Annotated in this window: 27 protein-coding genes and 1 pseudogene; 10 read left to right on the forward strand and 18 right to left on the reverse strand. The window is 73.0% G+C overall.

All coding sequences use genetic code 11. The annotated features are described in order from the left end of the window. Positions 1-580: 580 nt before the first annotated feature. Positions 581-1,276: a demethylmenaquinone methyltransferase gene (locus ABT026_RS01255; RefSeq protein ID WP_351110839.1), complete on the reverse strand. Its 696-nt coding sequence runs from the start codon at positions 1,274-1,276 to the stop codon at positions 581-583. Positions 1,277-1,428: 152 nt separating this feature from the next. Here ABT026_RS01255 and ABT026_RS01260 point away from each other — a divergent pair, with 152 nt between their 5' ends. The 3 genes from ABT026_RS01260 (at position 1,429) to ABT026_RS01270 (ending at position 3,665) form a co-directional block, all read left to right on the forward strand. Then, positions 1,429-1,932 carry a SigE family RNA polymerase sigma factor gene (locus ABT026_RS01260; RefSeq protein ID WP_351110841.1) on the forward strand — a complete coding sequence of 168 codons (504 nt, stop codon included), beginning with the start codon at positions 1,429-1,431 and terminating at the stop codon, positions 1,930-1,932. 64 nt (positions 1,933-1,996) lie between these two features. After that, positions 1,997-2,803, forward strand: a complete 807-nt coding sequence (locus ABT026_RS01265) for a hypothetical protein (RefSeq protein WP_351110843.1) — start codon at positions 1,997-1,999, stop codon at positions 2,801-2,803. Positions 2,804-3,188: 385 nt separating this feature from the next. Further along, complete coding sequence (locus ABT026_RS01270; protein ID WP_502967872.1) at positions 3,189-3,665, forward strand: DUF3152 domain-containing protein; 477 nt, start codon at positions 3,189-3,191, stop codon at positions 3,663-3,665. A 3-nt stretch (positions 3,666-3,668) separates the two neighbouring features. Here ABT026_RS01270 and ABT026_RS01275 read toward each other — a convergent pair whose 3' ends face one another. From ABT026_RS01275 to ABT026_RS01295, 5 genes are all read right to left on the reverse strand, one after another. Next, positions 3,669-4,301 (reverse strand): hypothetical protein, encoded by a 633-nt coding sequence (locus ABT026_RS01275; RefSeq protein ID WP_351110847.1) that lies wholly within the window; start codon positions 4,299-4,301, stop codon positions 3,669-3,671. A gap of 10 nt (positions 4,302-4,311) precedes the next feature. Next, positions 4,312-5,514, reverse strand: a complete 1,203-nt coding sequence (gene mqnC / locus ABT026_RS01280) for a cyclic dehypoxanthinyl futalosine synthase (protein ID WP_351110849.1) — start codon at positions 5,512-5,514, stop codon at positions 4,312-4,314. A 101-nt stretch (positions 5,515-5,615) separates the two neighbouring features. Then, positions 5,616-6,359 (reverse strand): prepilin peptidase, encoded by a 744-nt coding sequence (locus tag ABT026_RS01285; protein WP_351110851.1) that lies wholly within the window; start codon positions 6,357-6,359, stop codon positions 5,616-5,618. Positions 6,360-6,402: 43 nt separating this feature from the next. Then, a complete protein-coding gene (locus tag ABT026_RS01290; protein WP_351110853.1) occupies positions 6,403-6,834 on the reverse strand; it encodes a DUF4259 domain-containing protein in 432 nt (143 codons plus the stop codon). Between the two features lie 84 nt (positions 6,835-6,918). Beyond that, positions 6,919-7,767, reverse strand: a complete 849-nt coding sequence (locus ABT026_RS01295) for a menaquinone biosynthetic enzyme MqnA/MqnD family protein (RefSeq protein WP_351110855.1) — start codon at positions 7,765-7,767, stop codon at positions 6,919-6,921. A gap of 352 nt (positions 7,768-8,119) precedes the next feature. Here ABT026_RS01295 and ABT026_RS01300 point away from each other — a divergent pair, with 352 nt between their 5' ends. Beyond that, positions 8,120-8,323: a cold-shock protein gene (locus ABT026_RS01300; RefSeq protein WP_108954893.1), complete on the forward strand. Its 204-nt coding sequence runs from the start codon at positions 8,120-8,122 to the stop codon at positions 8,321-8,323. Between the two features lie 163 nt (positions 8,324-8,486). Here the strand turns inward: ABT026_RS01300 and ABT026_RS01305 are convergent, their stop codons facing one another. After that, positions 8,487-9,809 carry an acetyl-CoA C-acetyltransferase gene (locus tag ABT026_RS01305; protein WP_351110857.1) on the reverse strand — a complete coding sequence of 441 codons (1,323 nt, stop codon included), beginning with the start codon at positions 9,807-9,809 and terminating at the stop codon, positions 8,487-8,489. Positions 9,810-9,971: 162 nt separating this feature from the next. Here ABT026_RS01305 and ABT026_RS01310 point away from each other — a divergent pair, with 162 nt between their 5' ends. Together ABT026_RS01310 and ABT026_RS01315 are read left to right on the forward strand one after the other, a co-directional pair. Continuing rightward, positions 9,972-11,285, forward strand: coding sequence for a 3-oxoacyl-ACP reductase (locus tag ABT026_RS01310; protein ID WP_351110858.1), 1,314 nt, complete (start codon positions 9,972-9,974; stop codon positions 11,283-11,285). Between the two features lie 4 nt (positions 11,286-11,289). Continuing rightward, positions 11,290-12,261, forward strand: a complete 972-nt coding sequence (locus ABT026_RS01315) for a MaoC/PaaZ C-terminal domain-containing protein (RefSeq protein ID WP_351110860.1) — start codon at positions 11,290-11,292, stop codon at positions 12,259-12,261. Between the two features lie 27 nt (positions 12,262-12,288). Here the strand turns inward: ABT026_RS01315 and ABT026_RS01320 are convergent, their stop codons facing one another. The 8 genes from ABT026_RS01320 to ABT026_RS01355 form a co-directional block, all read right to left on the reverse strand. After that, entirely contained in the window at positions 12,289-12,942 is a 654-nt protein-coding gene (locus ABT026_RS01320) for a TetR/AcrR family transcriptional regulator (RefSeq protein ID WP_351110862.1), read from the reverse strand. A gap of 71 nt (positions 12,943-13,013) precedes the next feature. Then, entirely contained in the window at positions 13,014-15,203 is a 2,190-nt protein-coding gene (locus ABT026_RS01325) for an MMPL family transporter (RefSeq protein ID WP_351110864.1), read from the reverse strand. An 18-nt stretch (positions 15,204-15,221) separates the two neighbouring features. Then, the gene (locus tag ABT026_RS01330) at positions 15,222-15,809 is read right to left on the reverse strand and encodes a TetR/AcrR family transcriptional regulator (protein WP_351110866.1); all 588 of its coding nucleotides are present in this window, start codon (positions 15,807-15,809) and stop codon (positions 15,222-15,224) included. Between the two features lie 224 nt (positions 15,810-16,033). Further along, the gene (locus ABT026_RS01335) at positions 16,034-17,374 is read right to left on the reverse strand and encodes a dicarboxylate/amino acid:cation symporter (RefSeq protein ID WP_502967873.1); all 1,341 of its coding nucleotides are present in this window, start codon (positions 17,372-17,374) and stop codon (positions 16,034-16,036) included. Positions 17,375-17,738: 364 nt separating this feature from the next. After that, complete coding sequence (locus ABT026_RS01340; RefSeq protein ID WP_351110870.1) at positions 17,739-17,999, reverse strand: DUF4229 domain-containing protein; 261 nt, start codon at positions 17,997-17,999, stop codon at positions 17,739-17,741. 91 nt (positions 18,000-18,090) lie between these two features. Further along, entirely contained in the window at positions 18,091-18,615 is a 525-nt protein-coding gene (locus tag ABT026_RS01345; protein ID WP_351110872.1) for a GNAT family N-acetyltransferase, read from the reverse strand. Positions 18,616-18,778: 163 nt separating this feature from the next. Next, positions 18,779-19,234: an Lrp/AsnC family transcriptional regulator gene (locus ABT026_RS01350; RefSeq protein ID WP_351110874.1), complete on the reverse strand. Its 456-nt coding sequence runs from the start codon at positions 19,232-19,234 to the stop codon at positions 18,779-18,781. A gap of 110 nt (positions 19,235-19,344) precedes the next feature. Next, positions 19,345-20,037 (reverse strand): UbiX family flavin prenyltransferase, encoded by a 693-nt coding sequence (locus tag ABT026_RS01355; RefSeq protein ID WP_351110875.1) that lies wholly within the window; start codon positions 20,035-20,037, stop codon positions 19,345-19,347. A 223-nt stretch (positions 20,038-20,260) separates the two neighbouring features. Here ABT026_RS01355 and ABT026_RS01360 point away from each other — a divergent pair, with 223 nt between their 5' ends. Continuing rightward, positions 20,261-20,875 (forward strand): rhomboid family intramembrane serine protease, encoded by a 615-nt coding sequence (locus ABT026_RS01360; protein ID WP_351110877.1) that lies wholly within the window; start codon positions 20,261-20,263, stop codon positions 20,873-20,875. Positions 20,876-21,014: 139 nt separating this feature from the next. Here the strand turns inward: ABT026_RS01360 and mqnP are convergent, their stop codons facing one another. Together mqnP and ABT026_RS01370 are read right to left on the reverse strand one after the other, a co-directional pair. Continuing rightward, positions 21,015-21,944: a menaquinone biosynthesis prenyltransferase MqnP gene (mqnP, locus tag ABT026_RS01365; RefSeq protein ID WP_351110879.1), complete on the reverse strand. Its 930-nt coding sequence runs from the start codon at positions 21,942-21,944 to the stop codon at positions 21,015-21,017. Next, complete coding sequence (locus tag ABT026_RS01370; RefSeq protein ID WP_351110881.1) at positions 21,928-23,391, reverse strand: menaquinone biosynthesis decarboxylase; 1,464 nt, start codon at positions 23,389-23,391, stop codon at positions 21,928-21,930. Before ABT026_RS01370 ends, mqnP begins: the two co-directional genes overlap by 17 nt. 136 nt (positions 23,392-23,527) lie before the next feature. On the opposite strand from ABT026_RS01370, the gene ABT026_RS01375 reads away from it, so the two are divergent. The 3 genes and pseudogenes from ABT026_RS01375 to ABT026_RS01385 all read left to right on the forward strand — a co-directional run. Continuing rightward, a complete protein-coding gene (locus ABT026_RS01375) occupies positions 23,528-23,947 on the forward strand; it encodes a PLD nuclease N-terminal domain-containing protein (protein WP_351110883.1) in 420 nt (139 codons plus the stop codon). 170 nt (positions 23,948-24,117) lie between these two features. Beyond that, positions 24,118-24,522 carry a PLD nuclease N-terminal domain-containing protein gene (locus tag ABT026_RS01380; protein WP_351110885.1) on the forward strand — a complete coding sequence of 135 codons (405 nt, stop codon included), beginning with the start codon at positions 24,118-24,120 and terminating at the stop codon, positions 24,520-24,522. 5 nt (positions 24,523-24,527) lie between these two features. Continuing rightward, positions 24,528-25,349, forward strand: a pseudogene (locus tag ABT026_RS01385) (LysR family transcriptional regulator); the annotation flags it as partial. Here ABT026_RS01385 and ABT026_RS01390 read toward each other — a convergent pair. Next, positions 25,324-26,301 carry a DMT family transporter gene (locus ABT026_RS01390; RefSeq protein ID WP_351110887.1) on the reverse strand — a complete coding sequence of 326 codons (978 nt, stop codon included), beginning with the start codon at positions 26,299-26,301 and terminating at the stop codon, positions 25,324-25,326. The pseudogene ABT026_RS01385 and the gene ABT026_RS01390 overlap by 26 nt on opposite strands. Position 26,302: the final 1 nt, after the last annotated feature.

Genomic DNA, 26,302 nt, shown 5'->3' on the forward strand with positions numbered 1-26,302 from the left:
GGCCCCGAGGAACCGGCGGTCGCTGGAGAGGCCGTCGCGGATGCCGGACCGGCGGAGCCGTCCGCCCCGGCGGCTGGGCCCGCACCGGCGGCCGGGCCGGACCCGGAAGAGGAGGCCGCCCCGGCGGACAGGTCCGAGTCGTCACCGGCGGCAGCAGCCGAAGTCGTCGAGGGCGCGGCGAGGGAGCCCGGAGCCTCCGAGGGCTCCGCGGGGGCGGGCGGCGGAACGGGTGGCTTCGGCGGTGGTTCGGTCGGAGCGACGGGCGGGGAAACGTCCGGGGGCGCCGCCGGACGCGGTGGCTCCGCCGAGGGCTCCGGGGGCTCCGGTGGCACGGAGACCGCACCGGTCGGCGGGGCCGGCGGGGGCCCCGCGATCACCGGGGCCGCGCAGTTCGCGCAGAAACGCGCCCCGTCGGGCCCCGCGACGCGGCATCGCGGGCAGAACGTGGCCATGGGTACCGCCCATCCTGAAGGAGTCGACTGCCCCTTCGGACACCGGGGCGCGCCCTACAGTTCCCCCAAAGCCCGCTCCCTGTAACCGAGTTGCGAAACCTCGGTCGACAAAGCCGCAGCCGGCCCGCTCAGTCCCGCTTGAAGCCGCGGTGCAGGGCCACCACGCCGCCCGTGAGGTTGCGCCAGGCCACGTCGCTCCACCCGGCCTTCACCAGACGCGAGGCGAGCGCCGGCTGGTCGGGCCACTCCTGGATCGACTCGGCCAGGTACACGTACGCGTCCGGGTTGGAGGACACCGTCCGGGCCACCGGCGGGAGCGCCTTCATCAGGTACTCAATGTAGACGGTGCGGAACGGCGCCCACACCGGCCGGCTGAACTCGCAGATCACCACGCGCCCGCCCGGCTTGGTCACCCGGTGCAACTCGGCGAGCGCGGTGTCCGTGGCCTGCACGTTGCGCAGGCCGAAGGAGATGGTGACGGCGTCGAACGTGTCGTCCTTGAACGGCAGTTTCGTCGCGTCCCCGGCCGTGAACGGCATCCACGGGTGGCGTTCCTTGCCGACCCGCAGCATGCCGAGGGAGAAGTCGCACGGCACCACGTAGGCGCCGGCCTCCGCGAACGGCTGCGAGGAGGTGGCCGTGCCGGCCGCCAGGTCGAGCACCTTCTGCCCCGGGCGCGCGTCGACCGCCTTGGCGACCTCCTTGCGCCAGAGCCGTGCCTGGCCCAGGGACAGCACGTCGTTGGTGAGGTCGTACCGCTTCGCCACGCCGTCGAACATCGAGGCGACTTCGTGCGGCTGCTTGTCCAAGGATGCGCGGGTCACGCCGCCCATTGTGGCACCGCGGCCCCGCCGGACCGGGCGCGGGCCCGGCTCCGGCGGGAAACCGCCGGCGAAAAACCCGGCCGGCCCTCAACCTTTTCCGCCCTTCCGCACTCAGGACAAGGGTGTAAGCACCCACGACGACGGGAGCGCTCATGTCGGACCCGATCCGGCAACAGGACTTCGAGGCGTACGCCCGGGCCGCCCAGGCCCGCCTGCACCGCACCGCCTACCTGCTGTGCGGGGACGCCGATGCCGCCCGCGACCTGGTGCAGACGACGCTGGCGAAGCTCTTCCAGCACTGGCGGCGGGCGCAGGCAGCGGACCACCTGGACGCCTACGCCCGCACGGTGCTGACCCGCACCTACCTCGCCGAGCGGCGGCGGCGCCTGCGTGACCTGCTGGCCCACCGCCGCCCGGACCCGGTCACCCCCGCCACGGAGCCGGACCTGAAGGTCACCCTGCTCGCCGCGCTGGCCGGACTTCCGCCCCGGGCACGGGCGATGGTCGTCCTGCGGTACTGGGACGACCTGAGCGTCGCGACGGTCGCCGAACTGCTGCGGTGCAGCGAGTCGACCGTGAAGAGCCAGTGCTCACGGTCCCGGGCGCGACTGCGCGAGCAGCTCGGCGACGCGCACGTCTACGTCCCCGGCCACTGACCACCGGCCACTGACCCGCGGTCCGCCCGCGCCGTCCGTCCGCACCTCTCGAAAGGCATCCACCGTGTCCGACCGCGACGAGACCGGATCCCTGCTGGTCAGGGACCTCATGCAACGCGTCACCGACGATCTGCCCCCGCTCCCCGACCTCGCCCCGGGGGCGGTCCGCGCCGGCCGGCGTCGCCGGGCCCGTGCCCGGATCACCGCACTCGGCGGCATCACCGCACTCGCGGCGGCGGGCGTGTTCGTCCTCACCGCCCTGCCCCGCCCGCCCGGCGGAGCGGCGGCCCCGGCCGTACCCGCCACCGCGCCGAGCCCCTACTTCACGCCGGTCCACATCGAGCCCAGCCCGGGCGAGCAGCACATGGCGAACCTGCCCGCGGCCGAGCGCGACCGGCTGGCCGGTTTCCAGCAGCGCGTGGCGGCATCCCTCAACGCCACCCTCGGCACGGAGCTGGACGTCGTGGTGCGCCCGCAGGACGACCGGGTCGACCTCTACCGGATGACGACGGACCGGGGCACGTTCCTGGTCCGTTTCACGGTCGCGCCGAGGGACCCGCGTCACGCGCCGTCCTGCCGTGAGGTGAAGGGCGCCCGCTGTGAGGCGGTGGCACTCCCCGGCGGGACGCCGGCCGACGTCCGGGTCGCGCCGGTGAACGACGTGTCGACCACCGGGATCGAGATCTTCTGGTCGACCGCGACGTCGGAGGTGGCACTGGCCGTCCTCCCCGACGACGAGAGGCTCGTCTCCGCGCCGGTCTCCGTCGCGCAGATCACCGCCGCGGCGAGGGACGAGGCGCTGCTCGCCGAGGTCCGGTACGCCGACCGGCACCCGGTGGCGAAGAAGTCTCCCCCCGTCCCCGGTGCCTGAGCGCGGGACCGGCCGGGGCGGGCCCCGGCGGCGCGCCCGCCTCCGCAGGCTCAGGAGAAGGCGCCGCCGCCGGGGTGTCGCGGCACTGGTCCTCACCTCGGTGGTCCTCGGCCTGGCGGCGGCCGGGGCCCTGCCCGGGTTGTCGCCTCCGTTCTCCCGGGCGTCGGCCGTCCCCGACGTCCGGCCGCCGGCTTCCGGGGAGCCGCCGGGCCGGGTCCGCCCCTCACGAGGGGCCTCTCGGACGCCGGAACCGGCTACGCCGTCGCCGCGGCCGTCCCAGCCCTCGCCCGAGCGGCGGGAGGTCCCCGCCTCGGGTCCCGGCACCTTCACCACCGCGCGGGCGGACCCTGACGGCGACCCCGCCGGGCAGCCGTACCGGGTGGAGGTGGAGGACGGCAGCGGGGTGGATCCGGACGGGGCGGCGGTCCGGGTCGCCGAGATACTGGCCGATGACCGGGGCTGGGCCCGCGACGGCCGGACCGCCTTCCGCCGGGTCGCCGACGACAGCGCCACGCTGGTGATCCGGATCGCCACTCCGCGGACCACCGACCGGCTGTGCGCCGCCTACGGGATGGACACCGGAGGCGAGGTCAACTGCCGGGCCGGCCGGACCGTCGCCGTCAACCTCCGTCGCTGGCAGCTGGGTTCACCCCGGTTCGACGGGCCGCCCGACGAGTACCGGGCGCTGGTCGTCAACCACGAGGTGGGGCACTGGCTGGGCCACGGCCACCTGGGCTGTCCCGGCCCCGGGCGGGAGGCGCCGGTGATGATGCAGCAGATCAAGGGCCTCGACGGCTGCGTGTCCAATGCCTGGCCCTACGAGGAGGACGGGACCTACCTCTCGGGACCGTCCGCGCCCTGACCGTCAGCGGCGGCGGAAGACCAGGCGGCCGGCGAGGACCGTGGCGAGGCAGGAGCCGTCGGCGGCGCGGATCACGAAGTCGGCATTGCGCACCGGGGCGACCTCGAGGAGGCGGGGCAGCAGTTCCGCGGCGCGGTCACCGAGGCGGGTGACGCCCATGCCGGAGCGCTGGACGATCGTGGCGATCGCCGGGTCGGCGAAGGGGCCCTCCACCATCACGGTGCCGCGGGCGAGCAGGCGCTGCACGCCGCGCCGCGCGCTCTGGCGGAGCCGGGCGGCGGTCATCGGGAGCGCGGCGAAGGCCTCGCCGGTGAGCGGCTCGGCGCCGAGTTCGTCCGCCTCGCGGGGGTCGGGCCAGTAGGCGCGCTCCAGCAGGGCGTGGCCGTCGGGCTCGTGGCGGCCCGGCTCCAGGACGCCCTCCCACGCGCGGACCCGGACCTCCGGGGTCCACCCGGCCACGCCCGCGGGGTCGTCGCCCTCGGCCCGGGCGAGCCGGGCGTGGTCGGCGTGCAGCAGTTCCTCGTACGGGCCCGCCGCCACGACGTGGGGCGTCGCGACGAGCACCGCGCAGCCGGGCTCCACCGGCCCGCCCACCGCGCGACGGACGCCCAGCGAGGGCCGGTGGATCGTCAGCAACGCCCCGGCCTCAGCGCGCGTCGACGATCTGGAGCTCCGGGTGGGCGATGCCGCGGTCGATCGCCGTGGAGGAGATGTGCGAGGTCACGCGGTCGCCGTCGCCCGGGTCGTTCGCCGGGTCGTCGTGCACGACGAGGTGCTCGTAGGTGGTCGCCCGCTGCGCCGGGACGCGGTCCGCGGCGCGGATCAGGTCGATGATCTCCTGGCGGTTGGAGCGGTGACGGGCGCCCGCGGAGGAGACCACGTTCTCCTCCAGCATGATCGAGCCCAGGTCGTCCGCGCCGTAGTGCAGGGAGAGCTGGCCAGCCTCCTTGCCGGTGGTCAGCCAGGAGCCCTGGATGTGGACCACGTTGTCCAGGAAGAGCCGGGCGACGGCGATCATCCGCAGGTACTCGAAGAGCGTCGCCTGGGTGCGGCCCTTCAGGTGGTTGTTCTCCGGCTGGTACGTGTACGGGATGAAGGCGCGGAAGCCGCCGGTGCGGTCCTGCACCTCGCGGATCATCCGCAGGTGCTCGATGCGCTCGGCGTAGGTCTCGCCGGTGCCCATCAGCATGGTCGTGGTGGACTCCACGCCGAGGCCGTGCGCGGTCTCCATGATCTCCAGCCAGCGCTCGCCGCTCTCCTTCAGCGGGGCGATCGCCTTGCGCGGCCGCGCGGGCAGCAGCTCGGCGCCGGCTCCGGCGAAGGAGTCCAGACCGGCCCGGTGGATCCGGGTGACGGCCTCCTCGACGGAGACGCCGGAGATCCGGGCCATGTGGTCGACCTCGGAGGCGCCCAGCGAGTGGATGACCAGCTGCGGGAAGGCGTCCTTGATGGCCTTGAAGTGCGACTCGTAGTACTCGACGCCGTAGTCGGGGTGGTGCCCGCCCTGGAACATGATCTGGGTGCCGCCGAGTTCGACCGTCTCCGCGCAGCGGCGCAGGATGTCGTCGAGGTCGCGCGTCCAGCCCTTCTTGGTGTCCTTCGGGGCCGCGTAGAAAGCACAGAACTTGCACGCCGTCACGCACACGTTGGTGTAGTTGATGTTGCGCTCGATGATGTACGTCGCGATGTGCTCGGTACCGGCGAACTTGCGGCGGCGGGCGGCGTCGGCGGCCTGGCCGAGGGCGTGCAGCGGGGCGTCGCGCAGGAGGGCGACCGCCTCCTCGGGGGTGATCCGCCCACCGTCGGCGGCGCGGTCCAGCACAGACTGAAGTTCGGCCTTCTCGGTCACCGATGCGTCCCTTTCGTCAAGGGTTTGGACGGACCGCATCAGCCTACGCCAGGGGTGCGAGGGACCGGACTTCGCCTGTGGACAACCGGTCCGGCCCGAGGTCAGACGCCCTGGGCCATGGCGGCGTAGGCCCCGGTCAGCAGGCCGAGGAAGGCGCCCGCCAGCAGGAACGGGCCGAACGGCATCTCCGTGCGGCGGCCGCCCCGGCGCAGGACCACCAGGCCCAGGCCGTACAGCCCGCCGAGCAGGAACCCGGCGAAGGCCCCGAGCAGCAGGACCCCCCAGCCGTACCAGCCGAGCACCGCGCCGGTGGTGAGGGTGAGTTTGACGTCCCCGAACCCCATCCCGGCCGGGCTGACCAGGTGCAGCACCAGGTGCCCCCCGGCCAGGGCCGCCGCGCCGAGCAGCGCGCCCGTCCAGCGGCCGCCGTGCTCGGGCAGCAGGGCCGCGACACCGAGGAGGACGAGGGCCGCGGCGGCGCAGGGCAGGGTCAGCACGTCGGGCAGCCGGTGCACCCGGGCGTCCACGGCGGCCAGCAGCACTCCCACGGGCGTCAGCAGGAGCCACACCAGCAGCTCCGGCCGCGGTCCGGTGGCCACCGCGACGGCCGCGCAGAGCAGGGCGGTGACGACCGGCAGGGCCACGCGGCCGCCGCCGTAGGGGCCGGGGCAGCTCCGGCAGCGGGCGGCGCCGACCCAGCCGGGCAGCGGGTGCCCGGCCGGGCACGCCGCCCGCCACGGCTCGTCCGGCGGCACGGCCAGCCGGTAGGCGGGCCTCCCGGCCAGCCCTCCGGCCACCGCGCCCCACCCGGCCGCGATCACCGCCGCCCACAGCTCGGTCGTCACCCGGCCAGCCTAGGCCGGACCCGCACAGGAGGGGCCGCGGCGGTCAGAAGCAGGCAAGTTGCTCGCCCACCGGTTCCGGCAGCAAGGCCTCCCACACCCCGTGCATACGGGACCTCCAGAGCCTGCCGCGAGCGCCCTCCCAGTCCTCCAGCAGGTCGGACGGCTCGGTGAGGACGCGCTCCACCGCCTCGGCAGCGAGCACACGCAGGTGGGTCAGGCCGGGCAGCGGTTCCTCCGGGCCACGGTCGCCGGTCACCGAAGCACCACGCGGGCACTGGGCGGCGACCAGGGCGGCCGCCGCCAGGGCAAGCTCGCCCGTGCCGCCGTCGCAGTGTGCCGTCGCGTCCGTCCGAGCGGCCCGCAGGAGCACGGCTCGCACCATGCCGGCCCGCTCCCCCGGCACCGCGGCGTCCAGGGCATCGCAGAAGTCCGCCGCCGTGTCGTTGTCGAACGGGCCGGTGTCCCAGGTGCCCATGCGCTGCCCCTCCGGGGTCGGAAGGTGCGGGTCACTCCCGCACGCCGCGCATGGTGGCACCCGGCACCGACAGCACCCTGCGGCCTACGCCTCCAGGAGGTTCACCTTCACGTCCGCCGGGAAGCCCGTGGTGGGGCCGACGCGGCGGGCGAACTCGGTGACCGCGCCGAGCTGTTCCGGGCCGAAGCGGAAGTCCAGGGTGGTGAAGTACCGCTCCAGGAGCTCGGCGTCGAAGGCCTCCCAGCGGGCGGCCTGTTCGGCGACCTTGGTGACCTCCTCCAGGGAGAGGTCGCGGGAGGCCAGGAACGCCTCGTGGACGCGGCGGGTGAGCTCCGGCTCTCGTTCCAGGTAGTCGCGGCGGGCGGCCCAGACGGCGAAGACGAACGGAAGGCCCGTCCACTCCTTCCACAGCGTGCCGAGGTCGTGGACCGCGAGTCCGAGCCGGGGCGCGTCGTGCAGGCTGGCCCGCAGCGCGGCGTCGCCGATCAGCACGGCGGCGTCGGCCTCGAGCATCATCGCGCCCAGGTCCGGCGGGCAGGTGAAGTACTCGGGGGTGACGCCGAAACGCTCCTGCAGCAGCAGCTGCGCCAGCCGCACGGAGGTCCGCGAAGTGGAACCGAGGGCGACCCGGGCGCCGTCGAGCTGGTCCAGCGGCAGCTGCGAGACGATCACGCAGGACATCACGGGCCCGTCGCAGCCGACCGCGATGTCGGGGAAGGCGACCAGTTCGTCGGCGTGCTTCAGGAACTCGACGAGGGTGATCGGGCCGATGTCGAGGTCGCCGGCCACCAGCTTCTCGCTGAGCTTCTCCGGGGTGTCCTTGGTCAGCTCCAGGTTGAGGAGCGTGCCTGTTCTCGCGAGCCCCCAATAGAGAGGCAGGCAGTTCAGGAACTGGATGTGGCCGACGCGCGGCCGGATGCGAGAATTGTCCACATCGCGAGACTAGACCCCGTCCGGCGCAACCTGGCGTTCAGGGTGCGCCCGCGCGCGCCCCTTCTTCCGATGCCGGCCGAGCGACCCGTCCACCTCCGGATCGCCCACATGGCGGAACCCCTCCGTCAACCCCGATCTGCGCTTTTTATGCACACGAGTGACGTGATCTTGCCCTCTCTTGATTCCCGGCCCGTGCGTGCTAGGCTCGCAGCAAGTTGCAGTTTGGTTTCCCTTGCAGTACAGAGCCTGCGGAGCATGTGACCGCGGGCTCTCGTCGTTTTCAGACTTCGCAGTTGTTTCGGACACTTGCAGGTTCTGGAGCAGGGCAACCCTTTGGGCCCAAGGAGGGCTTATGGCTACCGGAACCGTGAAGTGGTTCAACGCCGAAAAGGGCTTTGGCTTCATTGCCCAGGAAGGCGGCGGCCCCGACGTCTTCGTCCACTACTCCGCGATCAACGCGAGCGGCTTCCGCTCGCTCGAGGAGAACCAGGCGGTGACCTTCGACGTGACCCAGGGTCCGAAGGGCCCGCAGGCGGAGAACGTCACCCCGCAGTAAGCCTCCGGCTCGAAGTGAGCCCGATGCTCTGCTCCGGTTGAGTTGATTCCGGAACGAGTGCAGTACCCAAGGAGCCCCCTGCCGGTCATGACCGGCGTCCGGGGGCTCCTGCCTTTCCGCCCGGGCGGGCGGTCCGACGCGGACCGCCCGCCCGACGCGTGTCTCAGGCCTTCTCCAGGATCGCCGTGACGCCCTGGCCGCCGGCCGCGCAGACGGAGATCAGGCCGCGGGCCGGGCCCTCCCGCTCGGCGAGCAGCTTGGCCAGGGTGGCGACGACCCGGGCGCCGGTGGCGGCGAAGGGGTGCCCGGTGGCCAGCGAGGAGCCGGCGACGTTCAGCCGGTCCCGGTCCACCGGGGCCAGGCCCTGCTTCTCCCAGGCGGCCAGCGTGGCCAGCACCTGCGAGGCGAACGCCTCGTGGATCTCGACCAGGTCGAAGTCCTCGATGCCCAGCCCGGCGCGCTCCAGCATGCGCGGCACCGCGTACGCGGGAGCCATCAGCAGGCCGTCGCCACCGCCGTCGCCACCGGCGGCCCCTTCCCCGCCGCCCCCGGCGACGTCTCCGTGGACGAAGTCCACGGCCGCCGTCTCGTAGGCGGTCAGGTAGGCGAGCGGCTTCAGCCCGCGGGCCCGCGCCCACTCCTCGCTCGCCAGCAGCACGGTGGCCGCGCCGTCGGTGAGCGGCGTGGAGTTGCCCGCCGTCATCGTCGGGTTCGGACCGTCCAGGCCGAAGACCGGCTTGAGCGTGGCCAGCTTCTCGACCGTGGAGCCGGGCCGCAGGTTCTGGTCGCGCTCCAGGCCCTTGAAGGGCACCACCAGGTCCTGGAAGAAACCGCGTTCGTAGGCGGCGGCCAGCTTGCGGTGGCTGGCCGCGGCCAGCTCGTCCTGCGCCTCGCGGCCGATGCCCCAGGCACGGGCGGTGACCGCCGCGTGCTCGCCCATCGACAGGTGGGTGCGCGGCTCCGCGTTGCGCGGGATGTCGGGCACCAGGTGGGACGGGCGCACCTTGGACAGCACCTTGAGGCGCGCGCCCGCGGACTTCGCCCGGCGGGCCTCCAGGAGGATCCTGCGCAGTCGGTCGTTCAGGGCGAGCGGCGCGTCGCTGGCGGTGTCCGCGCCGCCCGCCACCCCGGACTCCAGCTGTCCGAGCATGATCTTGTTGGCGACCGCGATCACCGCCTGGAGCCCGGTGCCGCAGGCCTGCTGGATGTCGTAGGCGGGAGTGCGCGCGTCCAGCCCCGAGCCCAGCACCGTCTCGCGCGCCAGGTTGAAGTCGCGGCTGTGCTTGAGGACCGCGCCGGCCACGAACTCGCCGACCGCGCCGGGCTCCCGCAGTCCGTACCGCTCGGCCAGGCCGTCGAGCGCGGCGGTCAGCATCTCCTGGTTGGAGGCGGTGGCGTAGGGGCCGTCGGAGCGGGCGAAGGGAATGCGGGTGCCGCCGACGACGGCGACGCGGCGGGTCGCCGGGGGCTGCAGGGAATCGCTCATCTCGGCCTGCTCCTTACCTTGTTCCTCGAGCCGCCCTACCATCGGCGGCCTACCACTGGTCCTGCCCGGCCCGTCGGCCCGGCACGCAGGGCCTTACCATCGGTAACCTTACTGCAGAGTAAGCCCACCCCGTCCGTACAGCACATGCCTGGGAGCCCCCACATGGCCGACCGCTATCAGAGCTTCACCCGGACCGCGCCCGGCCGCTTCCTCACCAAGCGGCTGGGCCTGCCGCAGCCCGCCCCGTTGCGCCGGTGGTCGGCCGAACAGCCGTCGCTGGACGGCCCCGTGCTCCACCTGACGGCCGGGAAGCCGGCCGTCGACCTGGCCCCGGTCCTCGCCCACACCGGGCTGGACGTGCGCACCGGGGGTGTCGAGCGGCCCGCCGCGGTGGTGGTCGACGCCACCGGCGTGCGCACCGTGGAGGCACTGGCGGAGGTGCACGCCGCGCTGCACCCCGTGGTCCGCGCGATCGCCGACTCCGGCCGGGTGGTCGTCCTCGGCGCCCCGCTCGACGCGGCCGACCACCACCAGGCGGCGGTCCAGCAGGGTCTGGAGGGCTTCGTCCGCTCCCTCGGCAAGGAGATCGGCCGGGGCAGGACCGTCAACCTGGTCCGCCTCACCGACGCCGCCTCCGCCGAGTCCACGCTTCGGTTCCTGCTCTCCCCGAAGTCGGCGTTCGTGGACGGCCAGGTGATGGAGGTTGACGAGACCGAGCCGGCCGTCCCCGAGGACTGGGACCGTCCGCTGGCCGGCCGGACCGCGCTGGTCACCGGGGCGGCGCGGGGCATCGGCGCGTCGGTCGCGGAAACCCTGGCGCGGGACGGCGCCCATGTCGTCGTGCTGGACGTTCCGCAGGCCGAGGAGGAGGCCCGCGCCCTCGCCGGGCGGCTGGGCGGGACGGCCCTCGGGCTGGACATCACCGCCGCCGACGCCGCCGACCGGATCGCCGCGGTGCTGCCGGACGGCCGTCTGGACGTGCTGGTCCACAACGCGGGCATCACCCGCGACCGCCGCCTGGTCAACATGCCGGCCGACCGCTGGGCCTCGGTCCTCGACGTCAACCTGGCGAGCGTGCTGCACACCACGGACACGCTGCTGGCGCAGGGGCTCATCCCGCGCGGCGGCCGGATCACCGCCACCGCCTCCATCGCGGGCATCGCCGGCAACTCCGGGCAGACCAACTACGCGGCCAGCAAGGCCGGCATCGTCGGCCTGGTCCGCGCGCTGGCGCCGCGGGCGCTGGCCGAGCACGGGGTCACGGTCAACGCGGTGGCGCCCGGTTTCATCGAGACCAAGATGACGGCGGCGGTCCCGCTGATGATCCGGGAGGCCGGGCGGCGGATGAACTCGCTGGTCCAGGGCGGCCTGCCGGTGGACGTCGCGGAGACCCACGCCTGGTTCGCGAACCCCGCCTCCGGGGGCGTCAACGGCCAGGTGGTCCGGGTCTGCGGCCAGAGCATGCTGGGAGCGTGAGTCGATGACCGAGGGGATATCGGGGCCGGGTGCCGCCTCCGGGGCCGGGGCCGCGCCGGAGGAGTCGCACAACGTGGTGCTGACACGCGCACCCGCGCTGGCGCCGCTGCTGGCCCGCGGCGCGCTGCTCTCCCCCACCAAGCGGCCGCGGCCCGACGCGCCGTACCCGCGCACCCGGCTGGTGCTGCCCGCCGTGCGCGCGGACGCGGGGCGGCTGGCCGCGTACGAGCGGATCTGCGGGTTCGACGCGGACGGCGCCCTGCCGGCGACGTACCCGCACGTGCTGGGCTTCGCGCCGACGATGCGGCTGATGAGCGAGCGGGCCTTCCCGTTGCCGGTGCTGGGGCTGGTGCACACCTCGATCGAGGTCACCCGGCGGGCCGCGATGCCGGCGGACCGGCCGTACGAGATCGCCGTGCACGTGGCGGGGCTGGCGCCGCACCGCCGGGGCACGGAGGCGACGGTCGTCACCGAGGCGCGGGCGGACGGCGAGCCGGTGTGGGAGTCGCGGAGCACGTACCTGGCGCGGCACCGGGTCGGCCCGTCGGCGGGGGCCCGCGAGCAGGGCGACGACCGGTCGGAGCCGGAGGCCCTCGCGGAGCGGGAGGAACGCACGGAGCGGGAGGACCGCCCCGAGGCGGAGGAGCGCGAGGCCTTGCCGGTGGCCGCGGAGTGGCGGCTCGCGGGTGACCTGGGGCGGCGGTACGGGGCCGCGTCCGGGGACCGGAACCCGATCCACCTCACGGCGGCGACGGCCCGGCTCTTCGGCTTCCCCCGGGCCATCGCGCACGGCATGTGGACGGCGGCGCGGTGCGTGGCGGCGCACGGGATGCCGGAGGCGGGGCGGGTGACGGTGCGGTTCAGGGCGCCGGTGTTCCTTCCCGGCACCGTCGCGTACGGCGCGTCCGGCGACCGCTTCGAACTCCGCGGCGGCGACCGCCTCCACCTCGAGGGCGAGACCTCGCCCCTGGAGTAGGAGCCGCGGGGACCCCGCGTCGCGCCCTCAGGCCGGCGGCGGGGTCCACGGGCGGCCCGCGGTGAGGTCGCCGAGGCCGGCCCAGGCGAAGTTCATCAGCGTCGCGGCGGCCTGCCGCGCGGAGACCCCGTCCGTGCTGTTGGCCCAGGCGGCGAGCGACTCCGCCGCCCCCACCAGCGCCTCCGCCAGCCCGGCGACCTCCCGCTCGGGCAGGTCCGGGTCCCGGTGCGCCGCCCGCGCCTCCACCGCGATCAACTGCGTGACGAAGACGACCAGTTCGGCGCGCATCGCGGCGACCTCCGCCGCGAACGGCTCGCCGTGCGTGCGGGCCTGCACGTGCAGCACGGCCCAGCCGTCCGGGTTCTCGGCGGTGTAGCGGAAGAACGCGTGGAGCCCTTCCCAGAGTTGCCGGTCGGCGGGCAGCGCGGGGTCGGCGACGCCCTCCCGGACCGCCTCGGTGAGGGCCTTCGCCTCACGGCGGATGCACGCCGTGAACAGGTCCTCCTTGGAGTTCAGGTACAGGTACACCAACGGCTTGGAGACACCGGCGAGTTCGGCCACCTCGTCCATCGAGGCCCCGCGGTAGCCCTGGCGGCCGAACACCCGGACGGCGGCGTCCATCATCTGTCGTTCGCGTTCCGCCCGTGGCAGCCGTCGGGTCCGCACCGCTCCCTCAACCATGCGGCAACCATAACGAGGCCCCGGTGGATCCACCGGGGCCTCGTCGGTAAAAGGAATGCCTGACTCGGGCGTCAGCCCACCGAGACCTTGTCCCGGTCGGCGGGAGCCGGCTCGGCGAGGGCGTGCCGCAACTTCTCCCCCTCGATGTCGAGGTCCGGCAGCGCGCGGTCCAGCCACTTCGGCAGCCACCAGGCGCCGCGGCCCAGCAGCGACATGATCGCCGGCACCAGCGTCATCCGCACCACGAAGGCGTCGATCAGGACGCCCACCGCGAGCGCGAAGCCGATGGACTTGATGATCGGGTCGTGGGCGAAGACGAAGCCCGCGAACACGGCGGTCATGATCAGCGCCGCCGCGGTCACCACGCGGGCGTTGTGGCCGAGGCCGCTGACGGTGGCCTCCCGCGCGGGGGCCCCGTGCACGAAGTCCTCGCGCATCCGGGAGACCAGGAAGACCTCGTAGTCCATGGCCAGGCCGAAGAGGATGCCGATGAGGATGATCGGCAGGAAGCTGACCAGCGGTCCCGGGGTATCCACGCCCACCAGGTCGGCGAGGTGACCCTGCTGGAAGACGGCCGTGGTCAGCCCGAAGGTCGCGCCGACGGTGAGCAGGAAGCCGAGCGCGGCCTTGACCGGCACCAGCACCGAGCGGAAGACCAGCATCAGCAGCAGCACCGACAGCCCGACCACCAGCAGCAGGTAGATCGGCAGCGCGTCGGCGAGCTTCTCGGAGATGTCGATGCCGATCGCGGTGACGCCGGTCAGCGCCACGTCGGCGCCCTGGACGTCGGCGACCTTGCCGCGGATGGCGTGGACGGTGTCCTCGGTGGCGGTGTCGGTGGGCCCGGTGGTCGGGACGACGGCGACCAGGGCCGTCGTGCCGTCCTGGTTGAACTGCGGCGGGGCGACGGCCGCGACGCCCTTGACGTCCTTGACCAAGGTCGTGACGTCCTGCACCGCGGCCTTGGTGGCGGCCGGGGTGTCGGCGGCGACGACGGCCATCAGGCGGCCGTTGAAGCCGGGGCCGAAGCCCTCGGCGGTCAGGTCGAACGCCTGCCGCTCGGTGGTCTCGACGGCGGCGGTGCCGGCGTCCGGCAGCGCCAGGTGCATGTCGCGGGCGGGCAGCGTCAGCGCGGCCAGACCGGCGACGCCGACGATCAGGATCGGGATGCGCAGCTTGAGCGCCAGGCGGCCCCAGGTGTGGCCGAAGCCCTGCTTCACCTCGACGGTGCCGCCCTCCTCGCGCTTCTCGGCGACGGAGTCGCGCAGTTTGCGCGGCAGGATCTTGTCCCCGGCGAAGGCGAGCACCGCCGGGAGCAGGGTGAGCGCCACCAGCACGGCCACCGCGACGGTCGCCGCCGCGGCCAGGCCCATGGCCGACAGGAACGGGATGCCGACGATCGAGAGACCGGCCAGCGCGATGACGACGGTGGCGCCGGCGAAGACGACCGCGGAGCCGGCGGTGCCGATGGCCCGTCCGGCCGCCTCGCGCCGCTCCATGCCCTCGACGAGGAAGCCGCGGTAACGGGAGGTGATGAAGAGGGAGTAGTCGATGCCGACGGCCAGGCCCAGCATCAGCGCCAGCACCGGGCTGGTGCTGTTGAGCTCGACGAACCCGGTCAGCGCGTACAGACCGGCCATGCCGACGCCCACGCCCACCAGGGCGTTGAGCAGCGTCATGCCCGCGGCGACCAGCGAGCCGAAGGTGACCACCAGGACCACGGCCGCGATCACCACGCCGATCGCCTCGGTGGAGCCGATCTCCGGCGGCGTCTGGGCGAGCTCGCCGCCCACCTCGACGCGGACCGTGCCGTCCTCGCCGTCGTACTTCTCGGGCAGGTCGGCGTAGGCCTCGCGCTGCTCGTCGGTGATGTCGGCGATCTCGTCCTCGAACTGGACCTGGACGAGCGCGTATCGGCCGTCCTGGGAGATCGAGCGCGTCTGGAACGGGTCCATCGCGGCGACCACGTCGGGTATCGCGGCCGCGTCCTTCACGACCGGCGCGACGTCGGCGGGGGTCAGCTTCTCGTCGGAGGTGACCACCACGGTGCCGGTGGCGCCCGCGGCCTGCGGGAACTGCTTCTGCAGTGCGTCCATCGCGCGCTGGGACTCGGTCCCCGGCATCCGGAACGCGTTGGTGGTGGTGCCCATGAAGGCCGCCGCCGCACCGCCCATCAGGGCGAGCAGCAGCAGCCACACGGCCACCACCAGGCCGCGGCGCCCGAAGCACGCGCGGCCCAACCGGTAGAGCAAGGTCGCCATGGGAGAGGGGCCCTTCTTCTAGTTCTTCCCGAGCTCTGAATCGAGGCCGGCCCGGTCGGGGCCGAGGTCGAGCGTGCGGAGCGCGCCGGTGAGCAGCGCCTCGCGCAGGGTCCGGTCGTCGTACGGCAGGTCGGCCGCGCCGGTGGCGAAGATCCCGCCGAGGGCGATCGAGGCGGCGATGCGGTCCCGTGGATCGGTGGAGCGTCCGGCGACGGCGTCGACCAGCCGGTCACGGATGCCGTCGATGGTTTCCACGCCCAGGTCGGGCAGGCAGGAGACGTCGGCGAGGTTGTCGAAGAGCAGCTTGATCTCGCGGCGGAACCGCAGGGTGATGCCGACGAAGGAGTGCACGGCGGTGCGCGCGGCCTCCTCGCCGTCCAGCTCCGCCAGCCGGGCGTCGAGGTCGAAGACCTCGTTCCCCACCGGCATCAGCAGCTCGGTGAGGATCGCCTCCTTGTTGCTGAAGTGGTAGAGCAACGACGCCTTGGAGCAGCCCACGTCGGCGGCGATGTCCGCGAGGGACGTGCCGCGGAAACCGCGGGAGACGAACAGGCGCAGGGCGGAGGCGAGCAGTCGCTCGTGCAGCCCGCTGGACGTGCGTGCCATGACCTCACGGTAACTGTCCGAACGGTCAGATCTGACCGTTCGGACAGGCGCACCGATGTGTGTTCCCTCACGGTTTCGCCCGGACGGCGTCTTCGCCCTCCGGGACGGACGAAGGCCCCCTTCGCCCTGAAGGGGCGAAGGGGGCCTTCGGTGGCTCGCGGAGGCGGGCTCGCGCAGCCGGCCACGGCGGACCTGCCTCCGCCGAGGCAGGCCGCGCGGGCGGGTCAGGCGGTGGCGCCCACCGGCTCGGGAGCGCGGTCGCGCACCTCGGGCTCGTCGCCCTCCAGCGGGGAGGCGGAGGCGCGGCGGTAGGCGTCGCGGTCCAGGATGTTCTCGCGGGCCGCGACCAGCACCGGGACGACCGCCTGGCCGGCCACGTTGGTGGCGGTGCGCATCATGTCCAGGATCGGGTCGATGGCCAGCAGCAGGCCGACGCCCTCCAGCGGCAGGCCCAGCGTCGACAGGGTCAGCGTGAGCATCACCGTGGCGCCGGTGAGACCGGCCGTGGCGGCGGAGCCGACGACCGCGACGAACGCGATCAGCAGGTACTCCTGCACACCGAGCTGGATGTCGAAGATCTGCGCCACGAAGATCGCGGCGAGCGCCGGGTAGATGGCGGCGCAGCCGTCCATCTTGGTGGTGGCGCCGAACGGGACGGCGAACGAGGTGTACTCGCGCGGCACGCCGAGGCGCTCGACGACCTTGGCGGTCAGCGGCATGGTGCCGACCGAGGAGCGGGAGACGAAGGCCAGCTGGATGGCCGGCCAGGCGCCCTTGAAGAACTGGACCGGGCTGACCTTGGCGACCGTGGCGAGCAGCAGCGGGTAGACGCCGAACATCACCAGCGCGCAGCCGATGTAGACGTCGGCGGTGAAGGTCGCGTACTTGCCGATCAGGTCCCAGCCGTAGGTGGCGATGGCGCGGCCGATGAGGCCGACGGTGCCGATCGGGGCGAGCAGGATGACCCACCACAGCGCCTTCTGGAGCAGCTCGAGCACCGACTCGCTGAAGGCGAGCACGGGCTGCGCCTTCTCGCCGATGGCGAGGGCGGCGATACCGGCGACGGCGGCCATGAAGACGATCTGCAGCACGTTCAGCTCGGTGAACGGCGTGATGACGTCGGTCGGGATGATGCCCGTCAGGAAGTCGATCCAGCTGCCCTGGCTCTCCGGCTTGGCGCCGTCCTTCGGGGTCAGGCCGGTGCCGGCGCCCGGGTTGGTGATCAGGCCGATGGCGAGGCCGATGACCACGGCTATCAGCGAGGTGATCAGGAACCACAGCAGCGTGCGGGAGGCCAGCCGGGCGGCGTTGTTGACCTTCCGCAGGTTGGTGATGGAGACCAGGATCGCGAAGAAGACGAGCGGGGCGACGGCCAGCTTCAGCAGCTGGACGAACGTTCCGCCGACCTTGTCGAGGGTGGTGACCAGCCAGGCCAGGTCCTGGCTGCGGGCCAGCCAGCCCAGCAGGACGCCGAGGACCAGACCGGTGATGATCTGGACCCAGAAGGGCACCTTGAGCCGGCGCCTGGGCCTGCTCACGGCATGCGTGTTCTCGGACACGGACACACTCCGTCGGGGGGACGCGCGGTGGCGCGGGGAAACGAAACGGTGAGGAGCGGCGCCCCGGATCGGTCAGCAGCGCCGCGAGAGATGTGGAACGAGGTCGGACCCGGACCGGGCCGGAGGCTCCGTCAGGGCCGACACGCCGCGGTGGTTCGGCGGCAGAGGTCCACGTGCAGGCGCGCCACGAGCCGGAGGCTCTGCGGCGTGAGGGGCGCGGCTGCTGACGTCATGCGGATACGTTAACAGCAAAGCTTTGGGATACCCAAAGCCTTGCTTTGTGAGGTGAGACGCTCTTCCGCCCGAGAAATGACAAGCGCCCCGTCTCCGGCGAGGAGACGGGGCACCGACGACGCGTGGCGCGGGGAGGTCAGTCCTCCTGGGCTCGGTTGAGCTCCAGGTTGACCTTGGCGCGGTCCATCCGCTCGATGATCTGCTCGGAGGCGCGGTCGCGCACGCCGCGCAGCACCACGAAGCTGATCGGGGCGGAGACGACGAGGGCGAGCAGGACGACCCAGATGCCGTTGGAGTCGCCGACGGCGCTCGGCAGCACACCGGCGTAGACGCCTCCCCAGACGACCGCGAAGCAGCCGACGAAGATGCCGAGGCGCATCAGTGTGTAGCGGAGCATCTCTAACCCACTCTTCCGTCCGTCGAGAGCACTGCCGTCCAGTGAAACACGCCGCCGGAGGGATCTTGCGCGGGGGCCGGTCGCACGGAGGTCAGGTGAGCGGGAGCCACATGGTGACGTCGTCCCGGTCGTCGCCCGGCGCGACGCGGATGGCGCCGGGCACGCGGCCGACCTCCTTGTAGCCGCAGGAGGCGTAGAAGCGTTCGAGGCCGAGGCCGCCGCGGCAGGTGAGCTTGACGGCCTCGAGCCCCTCCATGGAGCGGGCGGCGTCGGCGAGGGCCGCCATCAGGTCGCGGCCGTACCCCTTGCCCTGGTGGGCCGGGTGGACCATCACCGTGTAGGCCATCACCCAGTGCCGCATCAGCCGGTGGCCGTTGGAGGCCAGGAACCCGGTGGCCAGCACCCGCCCGTCGCCGTCCTGCCCGATCAGCAGCCGGGCGGTGCCGTCGGCGACCTGGGTGAGCTGCTTGACCAGCGCCGCACGGATGGCGTCGCGGTCGGCCGGAGGCACGAAGCCGACGGCGCCGCCGGCGTCGGTCACGTCGGTCCAGAGGTCGAGGATCCCGTCACGGACGGCAGGAGTGATCACCGGTTCGAACGTGAAGGTAAGGGTCATGCTGCGAACCTAGCCCTTACCATCCGCTGCCCTCAAACGGGTTCCACAGGCTGGACGCCCTCGACGCCCCCGACGCCCCGGCGAACCCGCCGGGGCGTCGAGGGCGTGGGGCGTAGGCGTAAAGGGCGCCGGGTCGCCGGGGCGTCCCGGGTGCCGACGCGCCTCAGACCTCCTCGGGGAGTTCCCCGACCCGGTTCTCCCACTTGGTGGAGAGCACGATGGTGGTGCGGGTCCGGGACACCCCGTGGGTGCCGGAGAGCCGCCGGATGATCCGCTCCAGCCCGTCCACGTCCGCCGCGCGGACCTTCAGCATGTAGCTGTCGTCGCCCGCGATGAACCAGCAGTCCTCGATCTCCGGGAGTTCCTTCAGCCGCGTGGCCACCTCCTCGTGGTCGGCGGCGTCGGAGAGCGAGATGCCGATCAGCGCGGTGACGCCCAGGCCGAGCGAGGCGGCGTCGACGGTGGCCCGGTACCCGGTGATGACCCCGGCCGCCTCCAGCCGGTTGATGCGGTCGGTGACGCTGGGCCCCGACAGACCGACGAGGCGTCCCAGTTCCGCGTAGGAGGCCCGTCCGTTCTCCCTGAGAGCCTGGATGAGCTGCCTGTCCACGGCGTCCATGCGATCGATTGCCTTCCGGTGAGGTGTTCCTGCGACGTGTGTGACCGAGGACGGACCGGCATGAGCGGCGGCGGTCATGCGGTCCGGGTGATCGACGGGTGGTGCGGTGATCAGTTCCCGGCGGCCCTCGCCTCGCCGAGTCCGCCCTTCCACCTGCGGTACAGGGTGTGCGGGACCCCCGCCGCGTCGAGCACCCGGCCGGCGACGAAGTCGACCAGGTCCTGGATGTGGGTGGCGCCCGCGTAGAAGGCCGGGGAGGCGGGGACGACGTTCGCCCCCGCGTCGTCCAGCGTGACCAGGTGCCGCAGCGTCTGCCCGTTGAGCGGGGTCTCACGCACGGAGACCACCAGCGGGCGGCGCTCCTTGAGCGTCACGCTCGCGGCACGCTGCAGCAGGTCCTTGGAGAGGCCCAGCGCGACCCCCGCGACACAGGCGGTGGAGGCGGGCACGATCAGCATCCCGCGGGCCGGGTACGAACCGGACGACGGCCCGGCGGCCAGGTCGCCGGCCGCCCAGTACCGGACGTCGCCCGCGGCCTCCCCGGAGGTGCCGGGGTCGAAGGTGTCGGGCTTGCCGTCGGCGCCCATGGCCAGCCAGCGGTCCAGGTCGTCCTGCCAGTGGGCGTCCCGGAAGGAGATCCCGGTCTCGTCGAGCAGGGTGAGCCGGGCAGCCCGGCTCACCACCAGGTCGACACTCTCCCCGGCCTCGATCAGCCCGCGCAGCACCGCCGCCGCGTATGGCGTGCCGGATGCCCCGGAGACCCCCACGATCCAAGGGGTCCGCCGCTTTTCCCCTGCGTTCACACCCCGAGCCTACCGGCGTGGCCCGACAGCCCCGGCACGGGCAGGACCACGGCGCGTACGCCGCGGCGCGGCGGGTGACCGCGTTCCTGGCGGCGCACCGATTTCGGTCAGGCGTGCGGGGCCGGGAACCGGACAAGGGGGGCAAAGCGTTGTGGGGACAGAGGTGAGGTCAGGGAAGCCGGAGCGGTCGCCGGCACGGCAGAGGGAGACGGGGGATACGACCATGGCAGCCATCGGTGGCGGTACGGGCGCCGGTCCGGGCGCGGAGGTGTCGCGCGGGGAGCGGGTCCGGCTGGCCGGGAAGCTGATGCTGGGCTGGGTCGCCCTGCTGTGGGTGCTGGAGATCGTCGACGCGGCCTCGGGCAACGCCCTCGACCGCTTCGGCGTGGTGCCGCGCGACCCCGGCGAGCTGGCGGACGTCGTCCCGTCCGCCTTCGTGCACTTCGGCTTCGCCCACGTCGCGGCCAACACGCTGCCGCTGCTGGTCCTCGGGTTCCTCGCCGCGCTCGGCGGGATACGGCGGTTCCTCGCGGTGTGCCTGCTGATCATGGTGGCCGACGGGGTGGGCGTCTGGCTGATATCCCCGGCCGGGGTGAACACGGCGGGGGTCTCCGGGGTGATCTTCGGCCTGTTCGGCTTCCTGCTGGTCTCCGGCTTCGTGGAGCGCCGGCCGCTGGGCGTGGTGGTCGCCGTGCTGATCACGGCGGTCTGGGGCAGCTCGATCCTGGCGGGCCTGGCCCCCACCCAGACAGGGGTCAGCTGGCAGGGCCACCTGATAGGCCTGCTGTCCGGCGTCGCGGCCGCCTTCCTCCTCGCCCGCCGCGCCCGCGCGGCCTAGGGCCGCTCTTCGCGGAGAAGAGCCCCACCACCACGACGCCGACGCCGGCCAGGTCAATCGGTGCGGGCGGCTCCGCCGGGCGCGCCGGGGTCCGGCGGACCGGACGCCGGTCCCGCCTGCACTGCTGGCGCACGCGGGCTCAGACGGTCAGGCCTCGCACCACCAGGTCCAGCAGCGCACAGACGAACAGGGCGATGCCGATGAACCCGTTGACGCTGAAGAACGCCCGGTTGAGGCGGGACAGGTCGTGCGGGCGGACGATGGTGTGCTCGTAGACGAACGCGCCCGCCACGATCAGCAGGCCCAGCCAGAAGAACAGGCCCGCCCCGGTGAGGAGGCCGAACCAGGCGAAGAGGGCGGTGGTGACGAGGTGGCAGCCACGCGCGCCCCAGATCGCCGCGGGGATCCCGAACCGCGCCGGGACGGACTTCACGCCGACCTCGCGGTCCGTCTCCACGTCCTGGCACGCGTAGATCAGGTCGAAGCCGCCGATCCACACGCCGACGGCGACGCCCAGTACGACGGCGTCCCAGGACCACTCGCCGGTGACGGCCAGCCAGCCGCCGAGCGGGCCGATGGCCTGGGCGAGCCCCAGGATGGCCTGCGGGAAGTTCGTGAACCGCTTGCCGTACGGGTAGACCACCATCGGGATCGCCGCGAGCGGCGCGAGGATCAGGCACAGCGGGTTGAGCAGCGCCGCCGTGACCAGGAAGACGGCGAGCGCGACCAGCGCACCGGTCCACGCCGTCCGCACCGACACGGCGCCGGTGACCAGCTCCCGCTGCGCGGTCCGCGGGTTCCGCGCGTCGATCTCCCGGTCGATGATCCGGTTGGCGGCCATCGCGAAGGTGCGCATCGCGACCATGGCGACGGTCACCAGCAGCAGGTCGACCCAGTGCACGGAGCGGTCCACCGTGAACATCGCGGTGAGCGCCGCGATGTAGGCGAAGGGCAGCGCGAAGACCGAGTGCTCGATCATCACCAGGCGGAGGAAGGCCTTCACCCGCCCCGGCCGGCGTTCGGCGGGAACAGGACCTGTGGCGCCCGTGGCGTCAGCGGCGGCGGTCAATGCCGTACTCCTTCCACCGGCGGTCGACCTTCGCCGCCGTCTCCGGGTCGGGCAGGACCATCTCGGGCCAGCCGCCGTCCCTCGTGTACCCCTCCTCGGGCCACTTCGCGGTCGCGTCGATGCCCGCCTTGCCGCCCCAGAACTGCTGGTAGGAAGCGTGGTCGAGGTGGTCGACGGGGCCCTCGACGACCGTGAGGTCGCGTGAGTAGTCCGTGTTGCCGAGGGCGCGCCAGGCGACCTCGTGCAGGTCGTGCACGTCGCAGTCGGAGTCGACGACGACGATCAGCTTGGTCAGCGACATCATGTGCGCGCCCCAGATGGCGTGCATCACCTTCTGCGCGTGCTTCGGGTACTTCTTGTCGATCGAGATGATCGCGCAGTTGTGGAAGCCGCCCGCCTCGGGGAGGTGGTAGTCCACGATGTCCGGCACGATGATCTTGAGCAGCGGGAGGAAGAACCGCTCGGTGGCCCGCCCCAGCGGCCCGTCCTCGGTCGGCGGCCGGCCGACCACGATGGACTGCAGCAGCGGCTTCTTCCGCATGGTGACGCAGTCGATGGTCAGCGCGGGGAACGGCTCCTGCGGCGTGTAGAAGCCGGTGTGGTCGCCGAAGGGGCCCTCCGGCAGCATCTCGCCCGGCTCCAGCCAGCCCTCCAGAACGACCTCGGCGTTGGCCGGGACCTGGAGCGGGACGGTCTTGCAGTCGACCATCTCGATCCGCCGGCCCGCGACGAACCCGGCGAACAGGTACTCGTCGATCCCGCCCGGCAGCGGCGCGGTCGCCGCGTAGGTGACCGAGGGCGGGCAGCCGAAGGCGATCGCGACCGGCAGCCGCTCGCCGCGGCGGGCCGCCACCTGGTAGTGGTTGCGGCTGTCCTTGTGGATCTGCCAGTGCATGCCGATGGTGCGCCTGTCGTGGCGCTGAAGCCGGTACAGGCCGAGGTTGCGGACGCCGGACTCCGGGTCCTTGGTGTGCGTCAGGCCCAGGTTGAAGAACGCGCCGCCGTCCTGCGGCCAGGTGAAGAGCGCGGGGAGCTGGTCGAGGTCCACGTCGTCGCCGGTGAGCACGACCTCCTGCACGGGGCCGTCCTTCACCTTCTTCGGCGGCACGTGCGTCATGGTCCCGAGCTTGCCGAACGCCTCCCGGACGCCCATGAACCCCTGCGGCAGTTCGGGCTTGAGGAGGCCGCCGATGATGTCGCCGATCTCCTCGTACGACTTCAGGCCGAGCGCCTTGAGCAGCCGCCGGTCGGTGCCGAAGACGTTCATCGCGAGCGGCATCGCGGAGCCGCGCACGTTCTCGAAGAGCAGCGCGGGGCCGCCCGACTTCTGGACCCGGTCGACGATCTCCCCGACCTCCAGATGGGGGTCGACCTCGGCCGTCACCCGCTTCAGGTCTCCGTCGCGCTCCAGGGCCCGCAGGAAGGAGCGAAGATCGTCGTAAGCCATGCCCCCCAGTATCGCCGAGGGCCTCGCGGAGGTGGCGTCCGCCCCTCGGACGAAGCACCCGCGCAGCCGCTAGCCTGGTGACGTCACGGGTCGGCCGCCGCCGTCCCGCCGTCGTTCCACTGGGGGTACGCCCGTCATGCTGAGGATCCTGCCGCTGCTCCTGGTGCTGGCCCTGACCATCTACGCGTTCATCGACTGCCTGAACACCCCGGAGGAGGACGTCCGGGTCCTGCCGAAGCCGATCTGGGCGATGCTGATCCTGCTGCTCGGCACGGCGCTGATCGGCCCGGTGGCGTGGCTGGTCGCGGGCAAGGTCCGCCACGGCGGCGCGAACGACGGCGCCTTCGGCCCGCGCGGCGAGCAGCGGGGCGGTCCCCGCGGCGGGCAGCGCCGGCAGCGCTTCGTGGCGCCGGACGACAACCCCGACTTCCTCAAGTCGCTGGGCGAGGAGACCCGCAGGCGCGGCAAGGACGACGAGGACCCCCAGCAGCGCGACCAGCGGGAGGACCCGCGCGACGAGCGACGCGGCCGGGACGAGGACGCCCCGGAGAGCTGACGCGCGGCGACGGCCCCGCCCCACGGACCCGGCCACCACCCCGCCACGCGGCGCCGGCGCCCGCCCCCTGACGCTCCCCCTGGAGCCGCCCGGCGGGCTGTCCTGCGCAGCCGCTAGTCTGCCGGTCCTCACCGTCCGAACAACTCGTCGCGTCCTGGGGGGACTTGCGCATGCTCCGGATTCTGCCGTTCCTGTTGGTGCTGGCCCTGTGGATCTACGCCTTCATCGACTGCCTCAACACCCCCGAGGAGAAGGTGCGCGGCCTGCCCAAGGTGGTCTGGGTGCTGATCATCCTCTTCCTCGGCGAGGTGCTGGTCGGCCCGATCGCCTGGCTGGTGGCCGGCAAGGTCCGTGACGGCGCCGCCGCCCACCGCGGCTCCACGCCCTCCGAGTGGCACCGCAACCACCGCCCCTCGGCCCCCGTCGCCCCGGACGACGACCCGGCGTTCCTCGCCCGGCTGGCCGAGGAGAACAAGCGGGACGAGGCCCTCCTGAAGGACTGGGAGGCCGACCTGCGCCGCCGCGAGGAGCAGCTGCGCCGCGAGGAGCGCGGCGAGAACCGCAAGGAGAACTGAGACCCATGTCCCCGGCGCTCGACCTGCGGCTGCTGGCGACCTTCGAGAAGGTCGCCGCCCTGCTCAGCTTCACCCGCGCGGCCGCCGAGCTGGCGTACGCGCAGTCCACGGTGACCGCGCAGGTACGGGCGCTGGAACAGGACCTGGGCGTCGCCCTCTTCGACCGCCTCGGCAGCCGCATCCGGCTCACCGAGGCCGGGGAGCGGCTGCTGCCGTACGCCCGCCGCCTCCTGGACCTGGCCGCCGAGGCCCGTGCCGCCGCGGTCGAGCCGGACGAGCCGTCCGGGCAGCTGACCGTCGGCACCATCGAGTCGCTGACGTCGTACCGGCTGCCGCCGCTGTTCGAGCTGTTCCACCACCGCTATCCGAAGGTGCGGCTGTCGTTGCGCACCACCATCGGCGACGAGACGCGGGACGCGCTCCGGCGCGGCGTCTACGACCTGGGCTTCCTGATGGAGGCCCGCACCGAGCACGCCGGGCTGGAGACGGTGGTCCTGCTGCCGGAGCCGCTGGCCCTGGTGGCGGCCCCCGGTCACCCGCTCGCCGGCCGGCCCCTGTCCACCGCCGAGCTGTGCGGGGCCACGCTGCTCGCCGTGGAGTCCGGCTGCGCGTTCCGCGACCTGTTCGAGGCCGAGCTCACCGAGGCGGCCGGGGAGCCGGTCGCCTTCCGGGAGTTCGGCACCGTGGAGGCCACCAAACGCGCCGCGGCGACCGGCCTGGGGATCGCCCTGCTCCCCGAGGTCACGGTCGCCGACGCGCTGGCCGCCCAGGCGCTTCAGCGCCTCGACTGGCGGCCGTCGTTCACTCTCCACTCGCAACTGGCGTGGCGGTCCGGGAAGCAACTGCCTCCCGCGGCGCGTCTGTTCGTGGAGCAGACCCGGCGACTGCTGCGGGAGCAGCAGGCGCGGCCGCCGGCTTCCTGAGCGTCACCTTCAGGCTCGCGAGGACGATGAGCGGCAGGCCCAGCGCCTGAAGCCAGCCCATGACGTGTCCGTACACCGCCCAGTCGGTGAGCATCGCGACGGCCGGGTAGACGAAGGCCAGCACGGCGATCTTCGCGGTGGGCAGCTTGGCGTAGGCGGCGTACATCAGCACGTACATCACGCCGGTGTGGAAGACGCCGAGCGCCACCAGCCAGCCCCAGGCGCCGGCTCCCGCGCCGCCCATCGCGCCCAGGTCGGCGAACGGCAGCAGCAGCGGGATGCCGACGACCACCTGCACCAGGGCGATCAGGTGCGGGCGCACGCCCCGCACCCGCTTGACCACCAGGGTGGCCAGTCCGTAGAGCACCGCGGCGCCCAGCGCCTGGCCGATGCCGAGCAGGTAGCGGCCGTCGCCGCCGGTCAGGTCCTCCGGCCGGACGCCCGAGACCAGGACCAGGCCCGCGAAGGCGACGGCCACCCAGCCGAGGGTGGCGGCGGCCAGCCGCTCCCGGAAGAGCAGGGCGCCGAAGATCACCACGAAGAACGGCTGCATGTGGTAGACGACCGACGCCACCGAGATGGAGGTGTTGCCGTACGACTCGAACAGCAGGATCCAGTTCCCCACGATGAACAGCCCGGCGAGGACGGTCAGCGTCAGGCTGCGCCGGGTGAACCCGTGCCCGCGTATCCAGCCGCGGGCGGCGACGTAGACGCCGAGGGCCAGCGCGCCGAAGAGCACCCGGAAGAACACCACGTTGAGCGAGGAGGCCCCCGACTCGACCACGAACACGCCGATCGTCCCGGACAGCACCATGGCGGTGGTGAGCTGGGCGATCCCCTTCGTCTCTGTTGTCATG

Origin of the sequence: Streptomyces sp. NPDC002734, from assembly GCF_040295685.1 — a bacterium.
In the GTDB taxonomy this organism is placed as follows: Bacteria; Actinomycetota; Actinomycetes; order Streptomycetales; family Streptomycetaceae; genus Streptomyces.

Coding starts and splice junctions, on each gene's coding strand:
- ABT026_RS01260 (WP_351110841.1), top strand. CDS start 1,429: ATGTCGGACCCGATCCGGCAACAGGACTTCGAGGCGTACGCCCGGGCC.
- ABT026_RS01290 (WP_351110853.1), bottom strand. CDS start 6,834: ATGGGCACCTGGGACACCGGCCCGTTCGACAACGACACGGCGGCGGAC.
- ABT026_RS01300 (WP_108954893.1), top strand. CDS start 8,120: ATGGCTACCGGAACCGTGAAGTGGTTCAACGCCGAAAAGGGCTTTGGC.
- ABT026_RS01305 (WP_351110857.1), bottom strand. CDS start 9,809: ATGAGCGATTCCCTGCAGCCCCCGGCGACCCGCCGCGTCGCCGTCGTC.
- ABT026_RS01310 (WP_351110858.1), top strand. CDS start 9,972: ATGGCCGACCGCTATCAGAGCTTCACCCGGACCGCGCCCGGCCGCTTC.
- ABT026_RS01315 (WP_351110860.1), top strand. CDS start 11,290: ATGACCGAGGGGATATCGGGGCCGGGTGCCGCCTCCGGGGCCGGGGCC.
- ABT026_RS01320 (WP_351110862.1), bottom strand. CDS start 12,942: ATGGTTGAGGGAGCGGTGCGGACCCGACGGCTGCCACGGGCGGAACGC.
- ABT026_RS01325 (WP_351110864.1), bottom strand. CDS start 15,203: ATGGCGACCTTGCTCTACCGGTTGGGCCGCGCGTGCTTCGGGCGCCGC.
- ABT026_RS01330 (WP_351110866.1), bottom strand. CDS start 15,809: ATGGCACGCACGTCCAGCGGGCTGCACGAGCGACTGCTCGCCTCCGCC.
- ABT026_RS01340 (WP_351110870.1), bottom strand. CDS start 17,999: ATGCTCCGCTACACACTGATGCGCCTCGGCATCTTCGTCGGCTGCTTC.
- ABT026_RS01345 (WP_351110872.1), bottom strand. CDS start 18,615: ATGACCCTTACCTTCACGTTCGAACCGGTGATCACTCCTGCCGTCCGT.
- ABT026_RS01350 (WP_351110874.1), bottom strand. CDS start 19,234: ATGGACGCCGTGGACAGGCAGCTCATCCAGGCTCTCAGGGAGAACGGA.
- ABT026_RS01360 (WP_351110877.1), top strand. CDS start 20,261: ATGGCAGCCATCGGTGGCGGTACGGGCGCCGGTCCGGGCGCGGAGGTG.
- ABT026_RS01370 (WP_351110881.1), bottom strand. CDS start 23,391: ATGGCTTACGACGATCTTCGCTCCTTCCTGCGGGCCCTGGAGCGCGAC.
- ABT026_RS01375 (WP_351110883.1), top strand. CDS start 23,528: ATGCTGAGGATCCTGCCGCTGCTCCTGGTGCTGGCCCTGACCATCTAC.
- ABT026_RS01380 (WP_351110885.1), top strand. CDS start 24,118: ATGCTCCGGATTCTGCCGTTCCTGTTGGTGCTGGCCCTGTGGATCTAC.
- ABT026_RS01390 (WP_351110887.1), bottom strand. CDS start 26,301: ATGACAACAGAGACGAAGGGGATCGCCCAGCTCACCACCGCCATGGTG.